Source organism: Bradyrhizobium sp. USDA 4473, from assembly GCF_054063335.1.
The window spans coordinates 5,640,822-5,655,501 of sequence record NZ_JBSSGE010000001.1 but is presented as its reverse complement, the minus strand read 5'-3'; the positions used below and the strand labels follow the sequence as shown (position 1 = coordinate 5,655,501).

The 14,680-nt window shown below is 66.2% G+C and carries 14 protein-coding genes and 1 pseudogene; 5 read left to right on the top strand and 10 right to left on the bottom strand.

Annotated elements, in window-relative coordinates; translation table 11 throughout:
* The first annotated feature begins 174 nt into the window (after window positions 1–174).
* Genes dctP through ACVW17_RS26690 form a run of 3 tightly spaced genes read left to right on the top strand, consistent with a single transcriptional unit; the run spans window position 175 to window position 3,103 of the window.
* On the top strand, window positions 175–1,197 hold the full coding sequence (gene dctP, locus ACVW17_RS26700) for a TRAP transporter substrate-binding protein DctP (RefSeq protein ID WP_456798029.1): 1,023 nt from the start codon (window positions 175–177) through the stop codon (window positions 1,195–1,197).
* Window positions 1,197–1,748 carry a TRAP transporter small permease gene (locus ACVW17_RS26695; protein WP_456798997.1) on the top strand — a complete coding sequence of 184 codons (552 nt, stop codon included), beginning with the start codon at window positions 1,197–1,199 and terminating at the stop codon, window positions 1,746–1,748. The genes dctP and ACVW17_RS26695 overlap by 1 nt, the downstream gene beginning before the upstream one ends.
* On the top strand, window positions 1,745–3,103 hold the full coding sequence (locus ACVW17_RS26690; protein WP_456798028.1) for a TRAP transporter large permease: 1,359 nt from the start codon (window positions 1,745–1,747) through the stop codon (window positions 3,101–3,103). The genes ACVW17_RS26695 and ACVW17_RS26690 overlap by 4 nt, the downstream gene beginning before the upstream one ends.
* Before the next feature lie 26 nt (window positions 3,104–3,129).
* Here ACVW17_RS26690 and ACVW17_RS26685 read toward each other — a convergent pair whose 3' ends face one another.
* On the bottom strand, window positions 3,130–3,267 hold the full coding sequence (locus tag ACVW17_RS26685; RefSeq protein ID WP_456754677.1) for a hypothetical protein: 138 nt from the start codon (window positions 3,265–3,267) through the stop codon (window positions 3,130–3,132).
* Here ACVW17_RS26685 and ACVW17_RS26680 point away from each other — a divergent pair.
* On the top strand, window positions 3,266–3,514 hold the full coding sequence (locus ACVW17_RS26680) for a hypothetical protein (RefSeq protein ID WP_456798027.1): 249 nt from the start codon (window positions 3,266–3,268) through the stop codon (window positions 3,512–3,514). The two genes, ACVW17_RS26685 and ACVW17_RS26680, sit on opposite strands and share 2 nt — an antisense overlap.
* Before the next feature lie 50 nt (window positions 3,515–3,564).
* Here the strand turns inward: ACVW17_RS26680 and ACVW17_RS26675 are convergent, their stop codons facing one another.
* On the bottom strand, window positions 3,565–4,413 hold the full coding sequence (locus tag ACVW17_RS26675; RefSeq protein WP_456798026.1) for an SMP-30/gluconolactonase/LRE family protein: 849 nt from the start codon (window positions 4,411–4,413) through the stop codon (window positions 3,565–3,567).
* A gap of 287 nt (window positions 4,414–4,700) precedes the next feature.
* Between ACVW17_RS26675 and ACVW17_RS26670 the strand changes: the two genes are divergently transcribed.
* Complete coding sequence (locus ACVW17_RS26670) at window positions 4,701–6,920, top strand: lytic transglycosylase domain-containing protein (protein WP_456754674.1); 2,220 nt, start codon at window positions 4,701–4,703, stop codon at window positions 6,918–6,920.
* A gap of 273 nt (window positions 6,921–7,193) precedes the next feature.
* Here ACVW17_RS26670 and ACVW17_RS26665 read toward each other — a convergent pair whose 3' ends face one another.
* From ACVW17_RS26665 to ACVW17_RS26630, 8 genes and pseudogenes are all read right to left on the bottom strand, one after another.
* On the bottom strand, window positions 7,194–8,165 hold the full coding sequence (locus ACVW17_RS26665) for a tripartite tricarboxylate transporter substrate binding protein BugD (protein ID WP_456754673.1): 972 nt from the start codon (window positions 8,163–8,165) through the stop codon (window positions 7,194–7,196).
* A gap of 123 nt (window positions 8,166–8,288) precedes the next feature.
* Window positions 8,289–9,531 (bottom strand): annotated as a pseudogene (locus ACVW17_RS26660) (threonine synthase).
* A 179-nt stretch (window positions 9,532–9,710) separates the two neighbouring features.
* Window positions 9,711–11,132, bottom strand: a complete 1,422-nt coding sequence (gene lpdA, locus ACVW17_RS26655) for a dihydrolipoyl dehydrogenase (protein ID WP_456754671.1) — start codon at window positions 11,130–11,132, stop codon at window positions 9,711–9,713.
* Window positions 11,133–11,149: 17 nt separating this feature from the next.
* On the bottom strand, window positions 11,150–11,392 hold the full coding sequence (locus ACVW17_RS26650) for a hypothetical protein (protein ID WP_456754670.1): 243 nt from the start codon (window positions 11,390–11,392) through the stop codon (window positions 11,150–11,152).
* Window positions 11,393–11,569 (bottom strand): hypothetical protein, encoded by a 177-nt coding sequence (locus ACVW17_RS26645; protein ID WP_456754669.1) that lies wholly within the window; start codon window positions 11,567–11,569, stop codon window positions 11,393–11,395. It abuts the gene before it with no gap.
* A 12-nt stretch (window positions 11,570–11,581) separates the two neighbouring features.
* A complete protein-coding gene (locus ACVW17_RS26640; RefSeq protein WP_456798025.1) occupies window positions 11,582–12,946 on the bottom strand; it encodes a pyruvate dehydrogenase complex dihydrolipoamide acetyltransferase in 1,365 nt (454 codons plus the stop codon).
* A 2-nt stretch (window positions 12,947–12,948) separates the two neighbouring features.
* Window positions 12,949–13,254 carry a DUF5076 domain-containing protein gene (locus tag ACVW17_RS26635; protein WP_021079261.1) on the bottom strand — a complete coding sequence of 102 codons (306 nt, stop codon included), beginning with the start codon at window positions 13,252–13,254 and terminating at the stop codon, window positions 12,949–12,951.
* Window positions 13,255–13,259: 5 nt separating this feature from the next.
* Window positions 13,260–14,669, bottom strand: a complete 1,410-nt coding sequence (locus ACVW17_RS26630) for a pyruvate dehydrogenase complex E1 component subunit beta (protein WP_456754667.1) — start codon at window positions 14,667–14,669, stop codon at window positions 13,260–13,262.
* Between the last annotated feature and the right edge of the window lie 11 nt (window positions 14,670–14,680).

The following is a 14,680-nucleotide window of genomic DNA, read 5'->3' as shown; positions in this document are numbered from 1 at the left end:
GCACCGGCGCGGCAGTGTGCGCCGCAACAACGGCAAGACTTGCTGCCGCCTATCGGCTCGCACTATCAGGGCGCCTCGAACTATCAGACTAGAGAATATTCAGGCGAAGACCGGCTAAGCTAAGGCTCCGCGCCGGCCTAACAGCCACTCAAGAAGCTCTTCAGGGGAACAACCATGCTCACACGCCGCCACGTCCTCGCGTCCGCCCTCGCCGCCCCAGCCGTGCTGCGGATGGGCGTCGGGACCGCGCATGCCGCGACCACCCTGAAGATCTCGCACCAGTTTCCCGGCGGCACCATCGACAAGGGCGACTTCCGCGACCGGCTGTGCCGGATGTTCGCTGCCGAAATCGCCAAGCGCTCGGGCGGCGACCTGACCGCCGAGATCTATCCGAACTCGTCGCTGATCAAGACCAACGCGCAGTTCTCCGCGATGCGCAAGGGCGCGCTCGATCTCAGCCTGTATCCGATGCCCTATGCCGGCGGCGAATTGCCGGAGACCAATATCGGCCTGATGCCGGGCCTCGTCACCACCTACGACCAGGGCCTGCGCTGGAAGCAGGAGCCGGTCGGCAAGGCCCTGACCGATTTCCTCGCCGACAAGGGCATTCTCCTGATCTCCTGGGTCTGGCAGGCCGGCGGCGTCGCCAGCCGCTCCAAGGCGATCGTGGCGCCGGAAGACGCCAAGGGCCTGAAGGTGCGCGGCGGCTCGCGCGAGATGGACATGGTGCTGCAGACCGCCGGCGCCGCGGTGCTGTCGGTGCCGTCGAACGAGATCTACGCCGCGATGCAGACCGGCGCCTGCGATGCCGGCATCACCTCCTCCACCAGCCTGATCTCGTTCCGCCTCGAGGAGGTCGCGAAGTCGCTGACCTCGGGCGCCGGCGCCTCGTACTGGTTCATGCTGGAGCCGCTGATGATGTCGAAGGCGATCTTCGACAAGCTGCCGAAGAGCCAGCAGGACATCATCCTCGCGGTCGGCACCGAGCTCGAGGCGTTCGGCCGCAAGGGCGCGCAGGACGACGATGCCGAAGTCGCCAAGGTCTACGAGAAGGCCGGCGCCAAGGTCAGTGCGCTCGATGCCGCCGTGGTCGGCAAGTGGCGCGACATCGCGCGCGACACCGCCTGGAAGGACTATGGTGCCAAGACGGCGACGGCCGCCAACCTGCTGAAGCTCGCAAGCGACGTCGCCGCATGATGCATGGTCCGGTCGCGGATCAAGCCGAAACGGCTGGCATCGCCACGGGCAATACCGCCGTGGGGATGCTTGGGCGCGCGCTGTCCGTCTGCAACAATGTCATCGTGGTGTTCGCCGCGCTCGCCCTGATCGCGGCCTGCGCGATCCTGAGCTACAGCGTGCTCGGGCGCGCCTTGTTCCACAGCCCGAACTACTGGCAGGACGAGGCCGCCGTGTTCCTTTTGGTCGGCGCCACCTTCATGACCTCGGCCTATGTGCAGAGCCAGCGCGGCCATGTCAGCATCGAGGCGTTCGTCGGCCTGCTCTCGGCGCGCGCCAACGGCATCCGGCTGTGGCTGGTCGATGTCGCGAGCTTCGCGTTCTGCACCTTCTTCGCCTGGAAGTCCTGGACCCTGGCCCACGAGGCCTATGTCGACGGCCAGGTCTCCAACTCGATGTGGTCGCCGCCGCTCGCCATCCCCTACGGGCTGATGGCGCTGGGCATGACGCTGCTCTGCGTGCAGCTACTTTTGCAGATCATCCTTCCGCTGACCGGTGGCGCGCGCCGATGACCGTGTTTGGTATTGGCATCTCCTACGGGCTTGCCACCCTGTTTGCGATGTTCTCCGGCATGCCGATCGCATTCGCGCTCGGTGCAGTCGCGGTCGTGTTCATGGCGATCTACATGCCGGCGGCTTCGCTCGATACGGTGACGCAGAACGTCTATGAGGAGATGGCCTCGATCACGCTGCTGTCGATCCCGCTGTTCATCCTGAAGGGCGCGGCGATCGGCAAATCGCGCGCCGGCCAGGACCTCTACTCGGCGCTGCATGCCTGGCTGCATCGGGTGCCCGGCGGCCTCGGCGTCGCCAACGTGTTTGCCTGCGCGCTGTTCGCGGCGATGGCCGGCTCATCGCCCGCGACCTGCTCGGCGATCGGTTCGGCCGGCATTCCGGAGATGCGCAAGCGCGGCTATTCCGGCGGCTTTGCCGCGGGTATCATCGCCGCCGGCGGCACGCTCGGCATCCTGCTGCCGCCCTCGATCACGATGATCCTGTTCGCGGTCGCCGCCGAGAAATCGCTGGGGCGGCTGTTCCTCGCCGGCATCGGCCCGGGGCTGCTGCTGGTGTCGCTGTTCGGCCTCTACGCCGTGTTCCGCTTCCGCAGGGAATATGCGACGGCCAAGGCCGCCTATGCGGCGACCGGCAAGGACGCGGCGATCCTGCAGCGCGACGAGTTCACCATGGCCGAACGCTTCAGCGCGCTGCCGCGCGTGATCCCGTTCGTGCTGCTCCTGACCGGCGTGATGATCGCGCTCTATGGCGGCTACGCCACGCCGTCGGAAACCGCAGGCCTCGGCGGCCTGCTGGCGCTCGGGCTGATCGCCGTGATCTACAGCGTGTGGAAACCCAGCGACCTGTCGCCGATCCTGAAATCGACCATCCGCGAGTCGACCATGCTGATGCTGATCATCGGCATGTCGCTGCTGTATTCCTACGTGATGAGCTATCTGCACATCTCGCAGTCGGCGGCCGAGGCGATCGTCGCGATGCACCTGCCGCGCTGGGAGCTGCTGTTTGCGATCCTGGTGATGGTGATCGTACTCGGCTTCTTCCTGCCGCCGGTCTCGATCATCCTGATGACCGCGCCGATCATCCTGCCGCCGCTGCGCGCGGCCGAGTTCGACATCATCTGGTTCGGCGTCGTCATGACCATCGTGATGGAGATGGGCCTGATCCATCCGCCGGTCGGCCTCAACATCTTCGTCATCCGCAACGTCGCGCCCGACATCCCCTTGAGCGAGGTGATCTGGGGCACGCTGCCGTTCGTGCTGCTGATGATGTTCGCGGTGCTGATGCTGTGCGTCTTCCCGGAGATCTCGACCTGGCTGCCGAACCTGGTGATGGGGCCGGACGGCGGGCGCTAACGCGTTGGAAGCGGAGTGGATGGCGGTCAGGCCGCCTCCTGCTCCCGTGCCGCCAGTGCCTGCTCGATCCGACGGACGAGCGACGCCGTCGGACGCCCCTCGCGCTGGAGCCGGCGGAGTTCGTTCCATAGCCTGATGATTGCACGGTCTCGTTCGGCGTCCATGGCGGCATTCTCCCGGGCAAGCCAATATGAACGAAACAAGAACGAAACTCAAGCCTTCAAGATGCCGGCGCGCGCGCTGGAACCAGAGCGGCGCTGCGCGATTGGTTCCTTCATGAAAATGGCCAAGGCAATTCGCAAGCAGGCGCAGACCGCGGAACGGGTCGCAACGACGACGGCGGACGCCATCGTCGCGCCAACCAGATGCGCTCGCTCGCGCGCGCCTTCAGGAGCCAGGCCGACATCCTGAAGAAGAAAGGGAAGAAAAAGAAGAAGCAGTCCTAGCTTCCCGACTGTGACTCAGGGATAGCCGTCACCGGGCGTTTCGACCTCGACCACGTCGAACCGCGACACCGATTTGCCCTTCCGCAGCTCCTCGTACGATGTCTCTGCGCTCAGGCAGAACAACGTCCTGCGATCCGCACCGCCGAGCGCACAAGCCAGTGCGCGGCGGCCGGGCACGGAGATGCGTTGCCGCTCCACACCATTGCGATCGATCCGCACAAACGCATCCTCGGTGAACGACGCGACCCAGACCGCGCCGTCACCATCGAGGCAGATGCCGTCGGGATCATTGATGCGACCGAGCCGCCCGCGGAGGCTCAGGCCGCCATCGGCTGCGACGTCGTAATCGGCAAGGCCGGCACCATCCATCTCCGCGACGACGAGCCGGCGATGATCGGCAGAGACGGCAATGCCGTTGGGAAAACGCAAGCCGTCGGCGACGACGCGCGCACTGCCGTCGGGCATCACCAGGATGATCCGGCCGACGGCGCCGCGGCCCTCCGGCGGCGGCAGATTGAAGCCGAGATCGCCGATATAGGCGCGGCCCTGCCCGTCGACGATCATGTCGTCGATCGTGCCGGCCGCGACCTCGGAGAGGTCGGCATAGAGCGACAGTGCTCCGTTGGAGAAACGCAGCAGCCGCTTCCTGAACATCGTCAGCACGACGATGTCGCCGTCAGGCAGCACGCCGAGACCACAGGGCGTGTCGTCGCTCACCGCAGCATGCTCCTGCAAGTCGCCGGACGGACTGACGCTGAGCAGCGTCCGCGCCATGCAGTCGACGAACCAGAGCCGCCCGAGATGCCATCGCGGGCCTTCGAAATAGCGACCACCGTCGAGAATGGTCGTGAGGCGAGCCGTCATGGCGCCTCGGCTCGCACGAAGTGATCTGTCGGTGACATCGGCAACCCCCACGGCGTTTGCAGCGAGGATACATCTCAGGGTCACCCGATCAAAGTGCGGCGCTTCACCCGTAAAAATCCCGGTTCCCGCGGGTTCCACACGCCGCATTCCATATTTCGCCGCGTTTTCCCTGTTGAGTTGCAGCCGCATTAACACTCGAGAATCGAGGGTAGTGGTAATCTGCGGCGGTTGTGCCGCCGTATGACGCGTTCTGTTGTGCCTCATGGTTTCTCAGGGGGGACCAGGGAATGAACCGTTGCCTACGTCCGCTGGCGTGCTTCGCCACCGCCGCCGCGCTCGCGCTGCTGCCGATCAAGGCAGACGCCAAGCCGCATCACCAGCACCAGGCCAAGAGCAGCCACGGCGCCAAGGCCGGTGGCTCATCAAAGGCCGGCAGCAAGGTTGCGCGCGAGGCCTCGGCCAAGCGCCGGCACGCCAGGCATGGCGCCGACAAGCACAAATCCGCCAAGACCAAATCCGTTCCGTCAAAATCGGCTGAGACCGCGCCGGCAGAACCGGTGAAACCCGCCGGGCCGCAACTGTCGGGCGATCTCGCCATGGTCAGGGACGCGATCACAGCTGCGCGCCGGGGCAAGACCAACGACGCCACCGATATCCAGGCTGGGATCACCGACCCGGTCGGACGCAAGCTCGTCGAGTGGTATCTGCTGCGCCATTCGGAATCGAATGCGCCGTTCAGCCGCTATGCGGCGTTCATGACCGCCAACCCGGACTGGCCAAGCGTCACGCTGCTGCGCAAACGCGCCGAAGCGCGGATGTGGCAGGAGCGCAGCGATCCGGCCACGGTGCACGGCTTCACGCTCGACCAGCCGATCAGCGCCAAGGGCAAGTTCGCGCTCGCCCGCACCCTGCTCGCCGAAGGCGACCGCGACGGCGCCGCCCGGCTGGTCCGCGAGGCCTGGCGTTCGGACGAATTGCTGGAGCGGACCGAGAGCGACGCCTACGACGCGTTCAAGGATCTGCTGACGCGCGACGACCATCGCGCGCGCATGGACAAGCGGATCGGCGCCAAGGACCTCGCCGGCGCCCGGCGCGCGGCGCAGCACCTCGGCAGCGATTATCTGGCGATCGTGAAGGCCTGCGGCGCGGTCCGCGGGCAATCCAGCAAGGCCGAGGACACGCTTAACGACGTGCCGGCCGATGCCCGCAGCGATCTCGGCTACACGCTGTGTCGCATCCAGTTTCTGCTCGCAAAGAACCGGATCGACGATGCGGCGCGCGTGACAATCGCGGCAGCGCCCGAGACGATGGCGCAGCAGGACACCGACCAGTGGTGGCGCGAGCGGCGCATCCTCTCCCGCAAGCTGCTCGACCAGGGTGAGTACCAGGCGGCCTATGACGTGATCCGGGGCGCGGCGGCGCCGGACAATCCCTATTACCGCTCCGACATGCACTTCATGCGCGGCTGGATCGCGCTGCGTTATCTCGACGATGCCAAGACCGCCGCGGCGCATTTCGCCCACATCGACGAAGGCCAGACCAACCCGACGGTGCTGTCGCGCGCCGCCTATTGGCGCGGCCGCGCCGCCGAGGCGCTCGGCAACAGCGTGGCGATGCGGGCCGACTACCAGGCCGCCGCGCGGTACCCGACCGCCTATTATGGCCAGCTCGCGCTGGCCAAGCTCGGCCGCGACGGCGGCGTCGAGCTGCACGCGCCCTCGCCGGCCGCCAGCGCCTCCAGCATGGCGGCCGACGAGCGCGTCCGCGCCGCCGACATGCTCTATGCGATCGGCGAACCGGACATCGTGCTCTATTTCGCGGCCGACCTGGCCGAGGAAAGCACCGATGTCGGCATGCTCGAGGCGCTCGCCGAGCTCACCGGCCGCCGCAACGATGCCCGCGCCATGCTGCAGATCGGCAAGATCGCGCTCGGGCGCGGCTTCGCCTTCGATCATTACGCCTTCCCGGTGATCGGCATTCCCAAGCACACCCCGATCGCGCCCGATATCGGACGCAGCATGACCTACTCGATCGCGCGCACCGAAAGCGCGTTCGACCAGCGCGACAAGTCGGCGGCCAACGCCGTTGGGCTGATGCAGGTGACGCCGGAAGCCGGCCGCGACACCGCCAAGCGTTTCGGCGTCAGCTATGACTGGAGCCGGATGGTGTCCGATCCCGTCTACAACACCCAGATGGGCGCAGCCGAGCTCAGCGCGCTGCTGTCGGAATACCGCAACTGCCACATCATGACGTTTGCCGGCTACAATGCCGGCCGCGGCCGCGTCCGCGACTGGGTCAAGGCCTATGGCGACCCGCGCGATCCCAACGTCGATCCGGTCGACTGGGTGGAGCGGATCCCGATCTCGGAGACGCGCAACTACGTCCAGCGCGTGATGGAGAATTTCGCGGTCTACCAGGCGCGGTTCGAGGACGCCGGCACGGCGATAGCCAAGAACGGCGAGCGCGTCGTGACGCAGGAGAGCAATGCGGCGCCGGCATCACAGTAGGAACGTAGGGCGGGTTAGTACTACTGCGTCACAAGCGCTCTTTCAGCCGATCCTGAGAGGCCGTGAACGAATCCAGCCGTCATTGCGAGCGAAGCGAAGCAATCCACCGTCCCGCAAACGCGGTTGGATGGATTGCTTCGTCGCTATCGCTCCTCGCAATGACGGCGGAGGCAGAATTATGACGCAGTAAGATTAGTTAGCAACGCGTAACCCGCCGCGCCGCCCGGCCCGCGAATGGCGGAGTACGCCTGCGGCTAATCCGCCCGACAATCTTCAATCCACCTTCACATTGGCGGCCTTGATCATCGGCCACCACTTCGCGATTTCCGCCTTCTGCCAGACGCCGAGCGCTTCCGGCGTCAGCTGGTCCTTCGGCGGCATCTGCAAGCCGAGATTCTCGAGCTGCTTCTGCACCGTCGGATCGGCCATCGCCGCGACCGCGGCGGCGTTGAGCTTGGTCACGATCTCCTTCGGCGTGCCCTTCGGCACCCAGAGGCCGGACCACAGTGTCATGTGGAAGCCCGGCAGGCCGGCCTCGTCGACCGTCGGAACCTCCGGCGCATTCGCGACCCGTTTGGAATCGGTCACCGCGTAGGCGCGGATGTTGCCGGCGCGGACCTGGTTGATCGAATTCGAGGTCTGGTCGACGATGATGTCGATCTGGCCGGCCACGAGATCGTTCAGCGCCGGCCCGGTGCCGCGATACGGCACGTATTGCAGCTTGATGCCGGAAACGTTCTCGAAATAGAGCCCGGCGATGTGGCTGCCGCTGCCGGCGCCGGCGGTGCCCGCGGTCGGCGGCTCCGGCCGCGACTTCAGCCATGCCAGGAGCTCCTTGAGCGATTTCGCCGGCACCGCGTTCTTGCTGACGATGATCATCGGGTTGCTCGGCAGCAGCACCACCGGCTCGAGATCGGTGACGAGATCATAGCCGAGCTTGTAGATCGCGCCGTTCGCGACATGGGTGCCGAGATGGCCGAACGAGACGGTGTAGCCGTCGGGCGCCGAACGCACCGCGCGGCCGACGCCGATCGAGCCGCCTGCCCCGGTCACATTCTCGATCAGCAGCACCTCGCCGAGCGACTGCTTCATGTGCTCCCCGAGGATGCGCGCCATCGCATCCGACGGACCACCGGCGGCGAACGGCACCACGATGGTGATCGGGTGCGCCGGCCAGGTTTCGGCATGCGCTGGGCTGGTGATGGTCAACAATGCAGCCAAGGCAGCCCAGATCGTTCTACGCATCATGCACTCCCTCGAATGATTTTGTCATTGCAAGGAGCGAAGCGACGAAGCAATCCATGGTTCAGCGCAAGCGGTGAAATGGATTGCTTCGCTTCGCTCGCAATGACGAACTAGAATGACCGCTCAGAACTGCGAGAAGTCGATCGGCTTGTGCCGATCCAGCGTGCGGGTGATCGGCGGCAGCGGGTATTTCAGGCCGCTGGCGCAATTGAACAGCATCACGCGGTCGCCCTTCGCGACGCGGCCGTCGGCAAGGCTCTGCTTGTAGGCGGCATAGGTCGCGGCGCCCTCGGGGCAACAGCAACAGCCCCTCCACGCGCGCGACCTCATTGAGCGCCGCGGTGATCTTGTCGTCGTCGACGGCGATTGCAAAGCCCTTGCTTTCGCGCACCGCGCGCAGGATGAGGAAATCGCCGATCGCCTGCGGCACGCGGATGCCGGAGGCGATGGTGTGGGCGTCCTCCCAGCGTGCCGCGTGCTCGGTGCCGGCCTCATAGGCCCGCACCATCGGCGCGCAGCCGGACGCCTGCACCGCCACCATGCGCGGGCGCTTCGAGCCGATGAAGCCGATCTTTTCGAGCTCGTCGAACGCCTTCCACATGCCGATCAGGCCGGTGCCGCCGCCGGTCGGATAGAAGATCACGTCCGGCACGTCCCAGCCGAGCTGCTCGGCGAGCTCGAGGCCCATGGTCTTTTTGCCCTCGATCCGGTACGGCTCTTTCAGGGTCGAGGTATCGAACCAGCCGACTTTTGCTTTTCCCTCGCCGACGATCTTGCCGCAGTCGTCGATATAGCCGTTGACGCGATAGACGGTGGCGCCCTGCAGCTCGATCTCGCTGACATTGACCTCAGGCGTATCCGCCGGGCAGAAGATCGTGGTCTTGATGCCGCACGAGGTGGCATAGGCCGCGAGCGCCGCGCCGGCATTGCCGTTGGTCGGCATCGCCATGTGCTTGATGCCGAGCGCCTTGCCCATCGACACCGCCATGACAAGGCCGCGCGCCTTGAACGATCCGGTCGGCAACCGCCCCTCGTCCTTGACGATGATCTCGCCGCCGCCGAGCTTGGCGCCGAGCCGCGGCAGCCGGATCAGCGGCGTCGTGACCTCGCCGAGGCTGACGATGTCCCCGCATTTGCGCACCGGCAGCAGCTCGCGATAGCGCCACAGGTCCGCCGGACGCTGGGCCAGCGCGTCCTTTGTGAGCGCCTTCTTCACGCCGGCGAGGTCATAGCGCACCAGCAGCGGCTTGCCGGCCTTGGACAGGTTATGGACCTGGTCGGCCGCATAATGATCGCCCTCCATCGCGCATTCGAGATGGGTCACGAAGGTCGGGCGTTCGATGGTGAGGTTGTCGTTGTCCTTCACGAGATTCTGTCCTTCTTGTTCTTCGTGATGTCTTCTCTGCCAGACCCGTCACCCTGAGGAGGCCGCGCAGCGGCCGTCTCGAAGGGCGAACGGTCCCGCGGAGTAATCCGGGCCGTGCATCCTTCGAGACGCGCTCTGCGCTCTTCAGGATGACGGGACCGGGGGCGGCGTCCGCGGCGTCAAATATTCAGCACCCGCCCGTAGGCGTCGAGCACCGCTTCCTTCATCATTTCCGACAGCGTCGGATGCGGGAACACGGTGTGCATCAATTCCTCTTCGGTGGTCTCCAGGTTCATGGCCACCACATAGCCCTGGATCAGCTCGGTGACCTCGGCCCCGATCATGTGCGCGCCGAGCAACTGCCCGGTCTTCTTGTCGAAGACCACCTTGACCAGGCCCTGGTCCTCGCCGAGCGCAATCGCCTTGCCGTTGCCGACGAACGGGAAGCGACCGACGCGGATCTCGCGGCCGCCTTCCTTGGCCTTGGCTTCGGTGAGGCCGACGGAAGCGACCTGCGGGTTGCAATAGGTGCAGGCCGGGATCATCAGCTTGTCCATCGGATGCGGATGCAGGCCCTTGATCGCCTCGATGCAGATCACGCCCTCATGCTCGGCCTTGTGCGCGAGCATCGGCGGGCCCGCGACGTCGCCGATCGCGTAGATGCCGGGGACATTGGTCTTGCCGAGGCCGTCGATCACGATGCAGCCGCGGTCGGTCTTGACGCCGAGCTTTTCCAGCCCGAGCCCCTCGATATTGCCGACCACGCCGACCGCCGAGATCACGCGCTCGAATTCCTTGCTCTGCGGCTGGCCCTTGCCGTCGTCGATGGTCGCGACCACGCTGTCGGCCTTCTTCTCCAGCTTCGTCACCTTGGTCGAGGACATGATCTTAATGCCCTGCTTCTCGAAGCGCTTGCGGGCGAGGCCGGCGATCTCCGCGTCCTCCACGGGGAGGATCTGCGGCAGCACCTCGACGACCGTCACGTCGGCGCCCATAGTGTGGAAGAACGAGGCGAACTCGATGCCGATCGCGCCGGAGCCGACCACCAGCAGCGATTTCGGCATCCGTTCCGGCACCATCGCCTCGAAATAGGTCCAGATCAGCTTCTTGTCGGGCTCAAGCCCGGGCAGCACGCGCGGCCGTGCGCCCGTCGCGACGATGATGTGCTTGGCCTGATAGGTGCCCTCGCCGCTCGCGCCCTTCGGCGCCTCGACCGTGGATTTCTTCACCGTGATCTTCCCGGGCGCATCGATCGTGGCGTCGCCCCAGATCACCGTGACCTTGTTCTTCTTCATCAGGAAGCCGACGCCGTCATTGAGCCGCTTTGAGACCCCGCGCGAGCGCTGCACCACCGCCTTCGGATCGAACGAGACGTTGTCCGCCGACAGCCCGTAATCCTTGGCGTGCTGCATGTAGTGGTAGACCTCGGCCGAGCGCAGCAGCGCCTTGGTCGGGATGCAGCCCCAGTTCAGGCAGATGCCGCCGAGATAGGATTTCTCGACGATCGCGGTCTTGAAGCCGAGTTGCGCGGCGCGGATCGCGGTGACGTAGCCGCCGGGGCCGGAGCCGATGATGATGACGTCGAAGGATGTGTCGGCCATGGCGGCTCCCGTTCAACTCAATGTGTGACGCCGCGCGCGCGGCTTCTTGCGATCAATGTCCTGACCAGCCATTCGAGCCCGATCGTCACGGCCATGATGGCCAGGGCCGTCAGCACGATCGGCTGGGCGATGTTCCGCGCCAGTTGTTCGCCGGCGAAGAACGCGGAGTGCAGAAAATCCAACCCGACCGGATTGCACACCAGCGCGGCCGACAGCAGCAGCGAGATCCAGGGCCAGCGCGTGCGGGCCGTGCCGGCCATTCATCGGTACTCCTGCCATACCGCACCGAGGAAGATGGTCCACACCACCGCGAGCACGGCCGCGCCGATCATCATCATCCTGAACTGGAACGTCGAGATCAGGTCGCGGTTGACCGCGACCAGCAACGCGACGGCGATGGCGACGAGCAGGACGTACGGACCGGCGATCGCGTACATGGCCGATGCCCGTCACACCATCATCATCACGGGGTTCTCGATCAGCTGCTTGAAGGCACCGATCAGCTCGGCACCCAGCGCGCCGTCGATCGCGCGGTGATCGCACGACAACGTCACGCTCATGATGTTGGCGATCTCGATCTTGCCGCCGCGCACCACCGGGCGCTCCTCCGAGGTGCCGACCGCGAGGATCGAGGCGTGCGGCGGGTTGATCACGGCGGTGAAGTGGTTGATGCCGTACATGCCGAGGTTCGACACCGCAGTGGTGCCGCCCTGATATTCTTCCGGCTTCAGCTTGCGGGCACGGGCGCGGGCGGCAAAGTCCTTCATCTCGTTGGAGATGGTCGACAGCGTCTTGGTCTCGGCCTTGCGGATGATCGGCGTGATCAGGCCGCCCGGCATCGCCACCGCGACGCCGACGTCGGAATGCTTGTGCTTGAGCATGCCGCCTTCGGTCCAGCTGACATTGCAGTTCGGGATTTTCTGCAGCGCGACCGCCATCGCCTTGATGACGAAGTCGTTGACCGAGATCTTGTAGAGCGGCTTCTTCTCCTTGTCCTTCGGCGCGGCCGCGTTGATCTCCTCGCGCGCGGCGAGCAGCTTGCCGATGTCGCAGTCGATCGTGAGATAGAAGTGCGGGACGTTCTGCACCGAGGCGGTGAGCCGCTGCGCGATGGTGCGGCGCATGCCGTCATGCGGCACGACCTCGTAGGAGCCCGGCTCGAACAGCGCCAGGATCTGCTTGTCGGACATTGACGGCGCGATGCTCGGCCCCGCGGCGGGCGCAGCCGCCGGCGCCTTCAGGCCCTTGCCGGACTTGGCGTCGTCGACGTCGCGGGCGATGACGCGGCCATGCGGCCCGGTGCCGGTGATGCGGCCGAGATCGATGCCGGCTTCTTTCGCCAACCGGCGCGCCAGCGGCGAGGAAAACACGCGGGCGTGGCCATTGGCCTGCGACGCCGCGGCCGCAGGTGCCGCCGCCTGGGTCGGCCCGGCCGCGGGTGCCGGAGCCGGTGCGGCCTTCGGGGCTGATTCAGGGGCCGGCGCGGCCTGGGCCGCGGGCTTCGGTGCCTCGGCGGGCTTCGGCGCTGGCGCTGCGCCCGCCCCGGCGCTGGCGGCCGCCTTCACATCCTCGCCGTCGCCGGCCATCACCGCGATCACGTCGTTGACCGGAACGTCCTGGGTGCCCTCGGGCACCAGGATCTTGGCGATCGTGCCTTCATCGACCGCTTCGACTTCCATCGTCGCCTTGTCGGTCTCGATCTCCGCGATCACGTCGCCGGACTTGACCTTGTCGCCCTCTTTCTTGAGCCACTTGGCGAGGTTGCCCTTTTCCATCGTCGGCGACAGCGCGGGCATGAGAATATTGATCGGCATTGTCAGTGACCTTGTTGCGACCGCGGTTTGGTTTGGCCCATGTCGGTCGGCCGGGCGATTTCGGCTTCGAACATCTCGACGATGCGCGCGAGCGCCTCGTCCTCGGTGTATTCGCTCTCGCGCGAATAGGCGCGCGCGGCGTGACGGGCGATGTCGACGAGCATCAGCCCCCACATGTCCGGCTCCTCGAAGGCGCGCTGGAACGCGATCGACAGGCCGCCGTCGACCACAAAGGCGCGCAGCACCTCGACGGCGTCGTCGCGGCCCATCACGTCGGGCGGCAGCGGCTGCTCCTTGGGACCGGCCATCGGCGTTACCGGTAGGACACGGCCTTGGCGGCCGCGACCACCTCGGCGACGGAGGGCAGAGCGAGCTTTTCGAGATTCGCGGCGTAGGGCATCGGGACGTCCTTGCCGGAGACACGCGCGACCGGCGCATCGAGATAGTCGAAGGCGTGCTCCATGATGCGCGCGGCGACCTCGGAGCCGACGCCGCTCTGCTGCCAGCCCTCTTCGACCGTGACGGCACGGCCGGTCTTCTTCACCGAGTTGATGACCGTCTCGGTGTCCATCGGGCGGATGGTGCGCAGGTCGATTACCTCGGCCTCGATGCCTTCCTTGGCGAGTTCATCGGCGGCCTTCAGCGCATAGGACATGCCCATCGCCCAGGAGACGATGGTGACGTCCTTGCCGGCGCGGGCAATCCGCGCCTTGCCGATCGGCACCACGAAATCGGGTAGCTTCGGCACTTCGCCGGTGTGGCCGTACAGCACCTCGTTCTCGAGGAAGACCACCGGATTGGGATCGCGGATCGCGGCCTTGAGCAGCCCCTTGTAGTCGGCAGCCGAATACGGCGCGATCACCTTGAGGCCCGGGATCTGCGAGTACCAGGCGGCATAGTCCTGACTGTGCTGGGCGGCGACGCGCGCGGCGGCGCCGTTCGGGCCGCGGAACACGATCGAGCAGCCCATCTGCCCGCCCGACATATAGAGCGTCTTGGCGGCGGAGTTGATGATCTGGTCGATCGCCTGCATCGCGAAATTCCAGGTCATGAACTCGACGATCGGCTTCAACCCGGCCATCGCCGCACCGACGCCGACGCCGGCAAAGCCGTGCTCGGTGATCGGCGTATCGATCACGCGGCGGGCGCCGAACTCCTGCAACAGGCCCTGCGTCACCTTGTAGGCGCCCTGATACTCGGCGACCTCCTCGCCCATGATGAAGACGTCGCCGTCGCGGCGCATCTCCTCGGCCATCGCATCGCGCAGCGCTTCGCGGATGGTCTGGGTGACCATCTCGGTGCCGGCGGGGATCTCCGGATCGGGCAGTGGCTCGCTGGCGGGCGCGGCCGGTGCCTTCGCCGCCGGCTGCGGCGCTTCCGCCTTTACATCTCCCTTGGCTTCGGCAGCAGGCGCGGCCTCGGCAGCCTTCGGCTGCGGCGCGGGAGCGGCCGGCACCTTGGCGAGGTCGGCGGCGCTTTCGCCGTCGGCCAGGATGGTGGCGATCGGCGTGTTGACCGCGACGTCTGCGGTGCCTTCCGGAATCAGTATCTTGCCGAGCGTGCCCTCGTCGGTGGCCTCGACCTCCATCGTCGCCTTGTCGGTCTCGATCTCGGCGATGACGTCACCGGACTTGATGGTCTCGCCTTCCTTTTTCAGCCATTTGGCGAGGTTGCCCTTCTCCATGGTGGGCGACAGCGCAGGCATCAGCACTTGAATGGGCATATCAGCTCCCG

What these genes read in the sequence shown, in the direction of transcription:
- ACVW17_RS26635 (WP_021079261.1), bottom strand. Translation starts at nt 13,254, where the DNA reads ATGGCCGGTCCCAAGGAGCAGCCGCTGCCGCCCGACGTGATGGGCCGC.
- ACVW17_RS26675 (WP_456798026.1), bottom strand. Translation starts at nt 4,413, where the DNA reads ATGACGGCTCGCCTCACGACCATTCTCGACGGTGGTCGCTATTTCGAA.
- ACVW17_RS26650 (WP_456754670.1), bottom strand. Translation starts at nt 11,392, where the DNA reads ATGGCCGGCACGGCCCGCACGCGCTGGCCCTGGATCTCGCTGCTGCTG.
- ACVW17_RS26690 (WP_456798028.1), top strand. Translation starts at nt 1,745, where the DNA reads ATGACCGTGTTTGGTATTGGCATCTCCTACGGGCTTGCCACCCTGTTT.
- ACVW17_RS26680 (WP_456798027.1), top strand. Translation starts at nt 3,266, where the DNA reads ATGGCGGCATTCTCCCGGGCAAGCCAATATGAACGAAACAAGAACGAA.
- ACVW17_RS26640 (WP_456798025.1), bottom strand. Translation starts at nt 12,946, where the DNA reads ATGCCGATCAATATTCTCATGCCCGCGCTGTCGCCGACGATGGAAAAG.
- ACVW17_RS26630 (WP_456754667.1), bottom strand. Translation starts at nt 14,669, where the DNA reads ATGCCCATTCAAGTGCTGATGCCTGCGCTGTCGCCCACCATGGAGAAG.
- ACVW17_RS26695 (WP_456798997.1), top strand. Translation starts at nt 1,197, where the DNA reads ATGCATGGTCCGGTCGCGGATCAAGCCGAAACGGCTGGCATCGCCACG.
- ACVW17_RS26645 (WP_456754669.1), bottom strand. Translation starts at nt 11,569, where the DNA reads ATGTACGCGATCGCCGGTCCGTACGTCCTGCTCGTCGCCATCGCCGTC.
- ACVW17_RS26670 (WP_456754674.1), top strand. Translation starts at nt 4,701, where the DNA reads ATGAACCGTTGCCTACGTCCGCTGGCGTGCTTCGCCACCGCCGCCGCG.
- ACVW17_RS26685 (WP_456754677.1), bottom strand. Translation starts at nt 3,267, where the DNA reads ATGGACGCCGAACGAGACCGTGCAATCATCAGGCTATGGAACGAACTC.
- ACVW17_RS26665 (WP_456754673.1), bottom strand. Translation starts at nt 8,165, where the DNA reads ATGCGTAGAACGATCTGGGCTGCCTTGGCTGCATTGTTGACCATCACC.
- dctP (WP_456798029.1), top strand. Translation starts at nt 175, where the DNA reads ATGCTCACACGCCGCCACGTCCTCGCGTCCGCCCTCGCCGCCCCAGCC.
- lpdA (WP_456754671.1), bottom strand. Translation starts at nt 11,132, where the DNA reads ATGGCCGACACATCCTTCGACGTCATCATCATCGGCTCCGGCCCCGGC.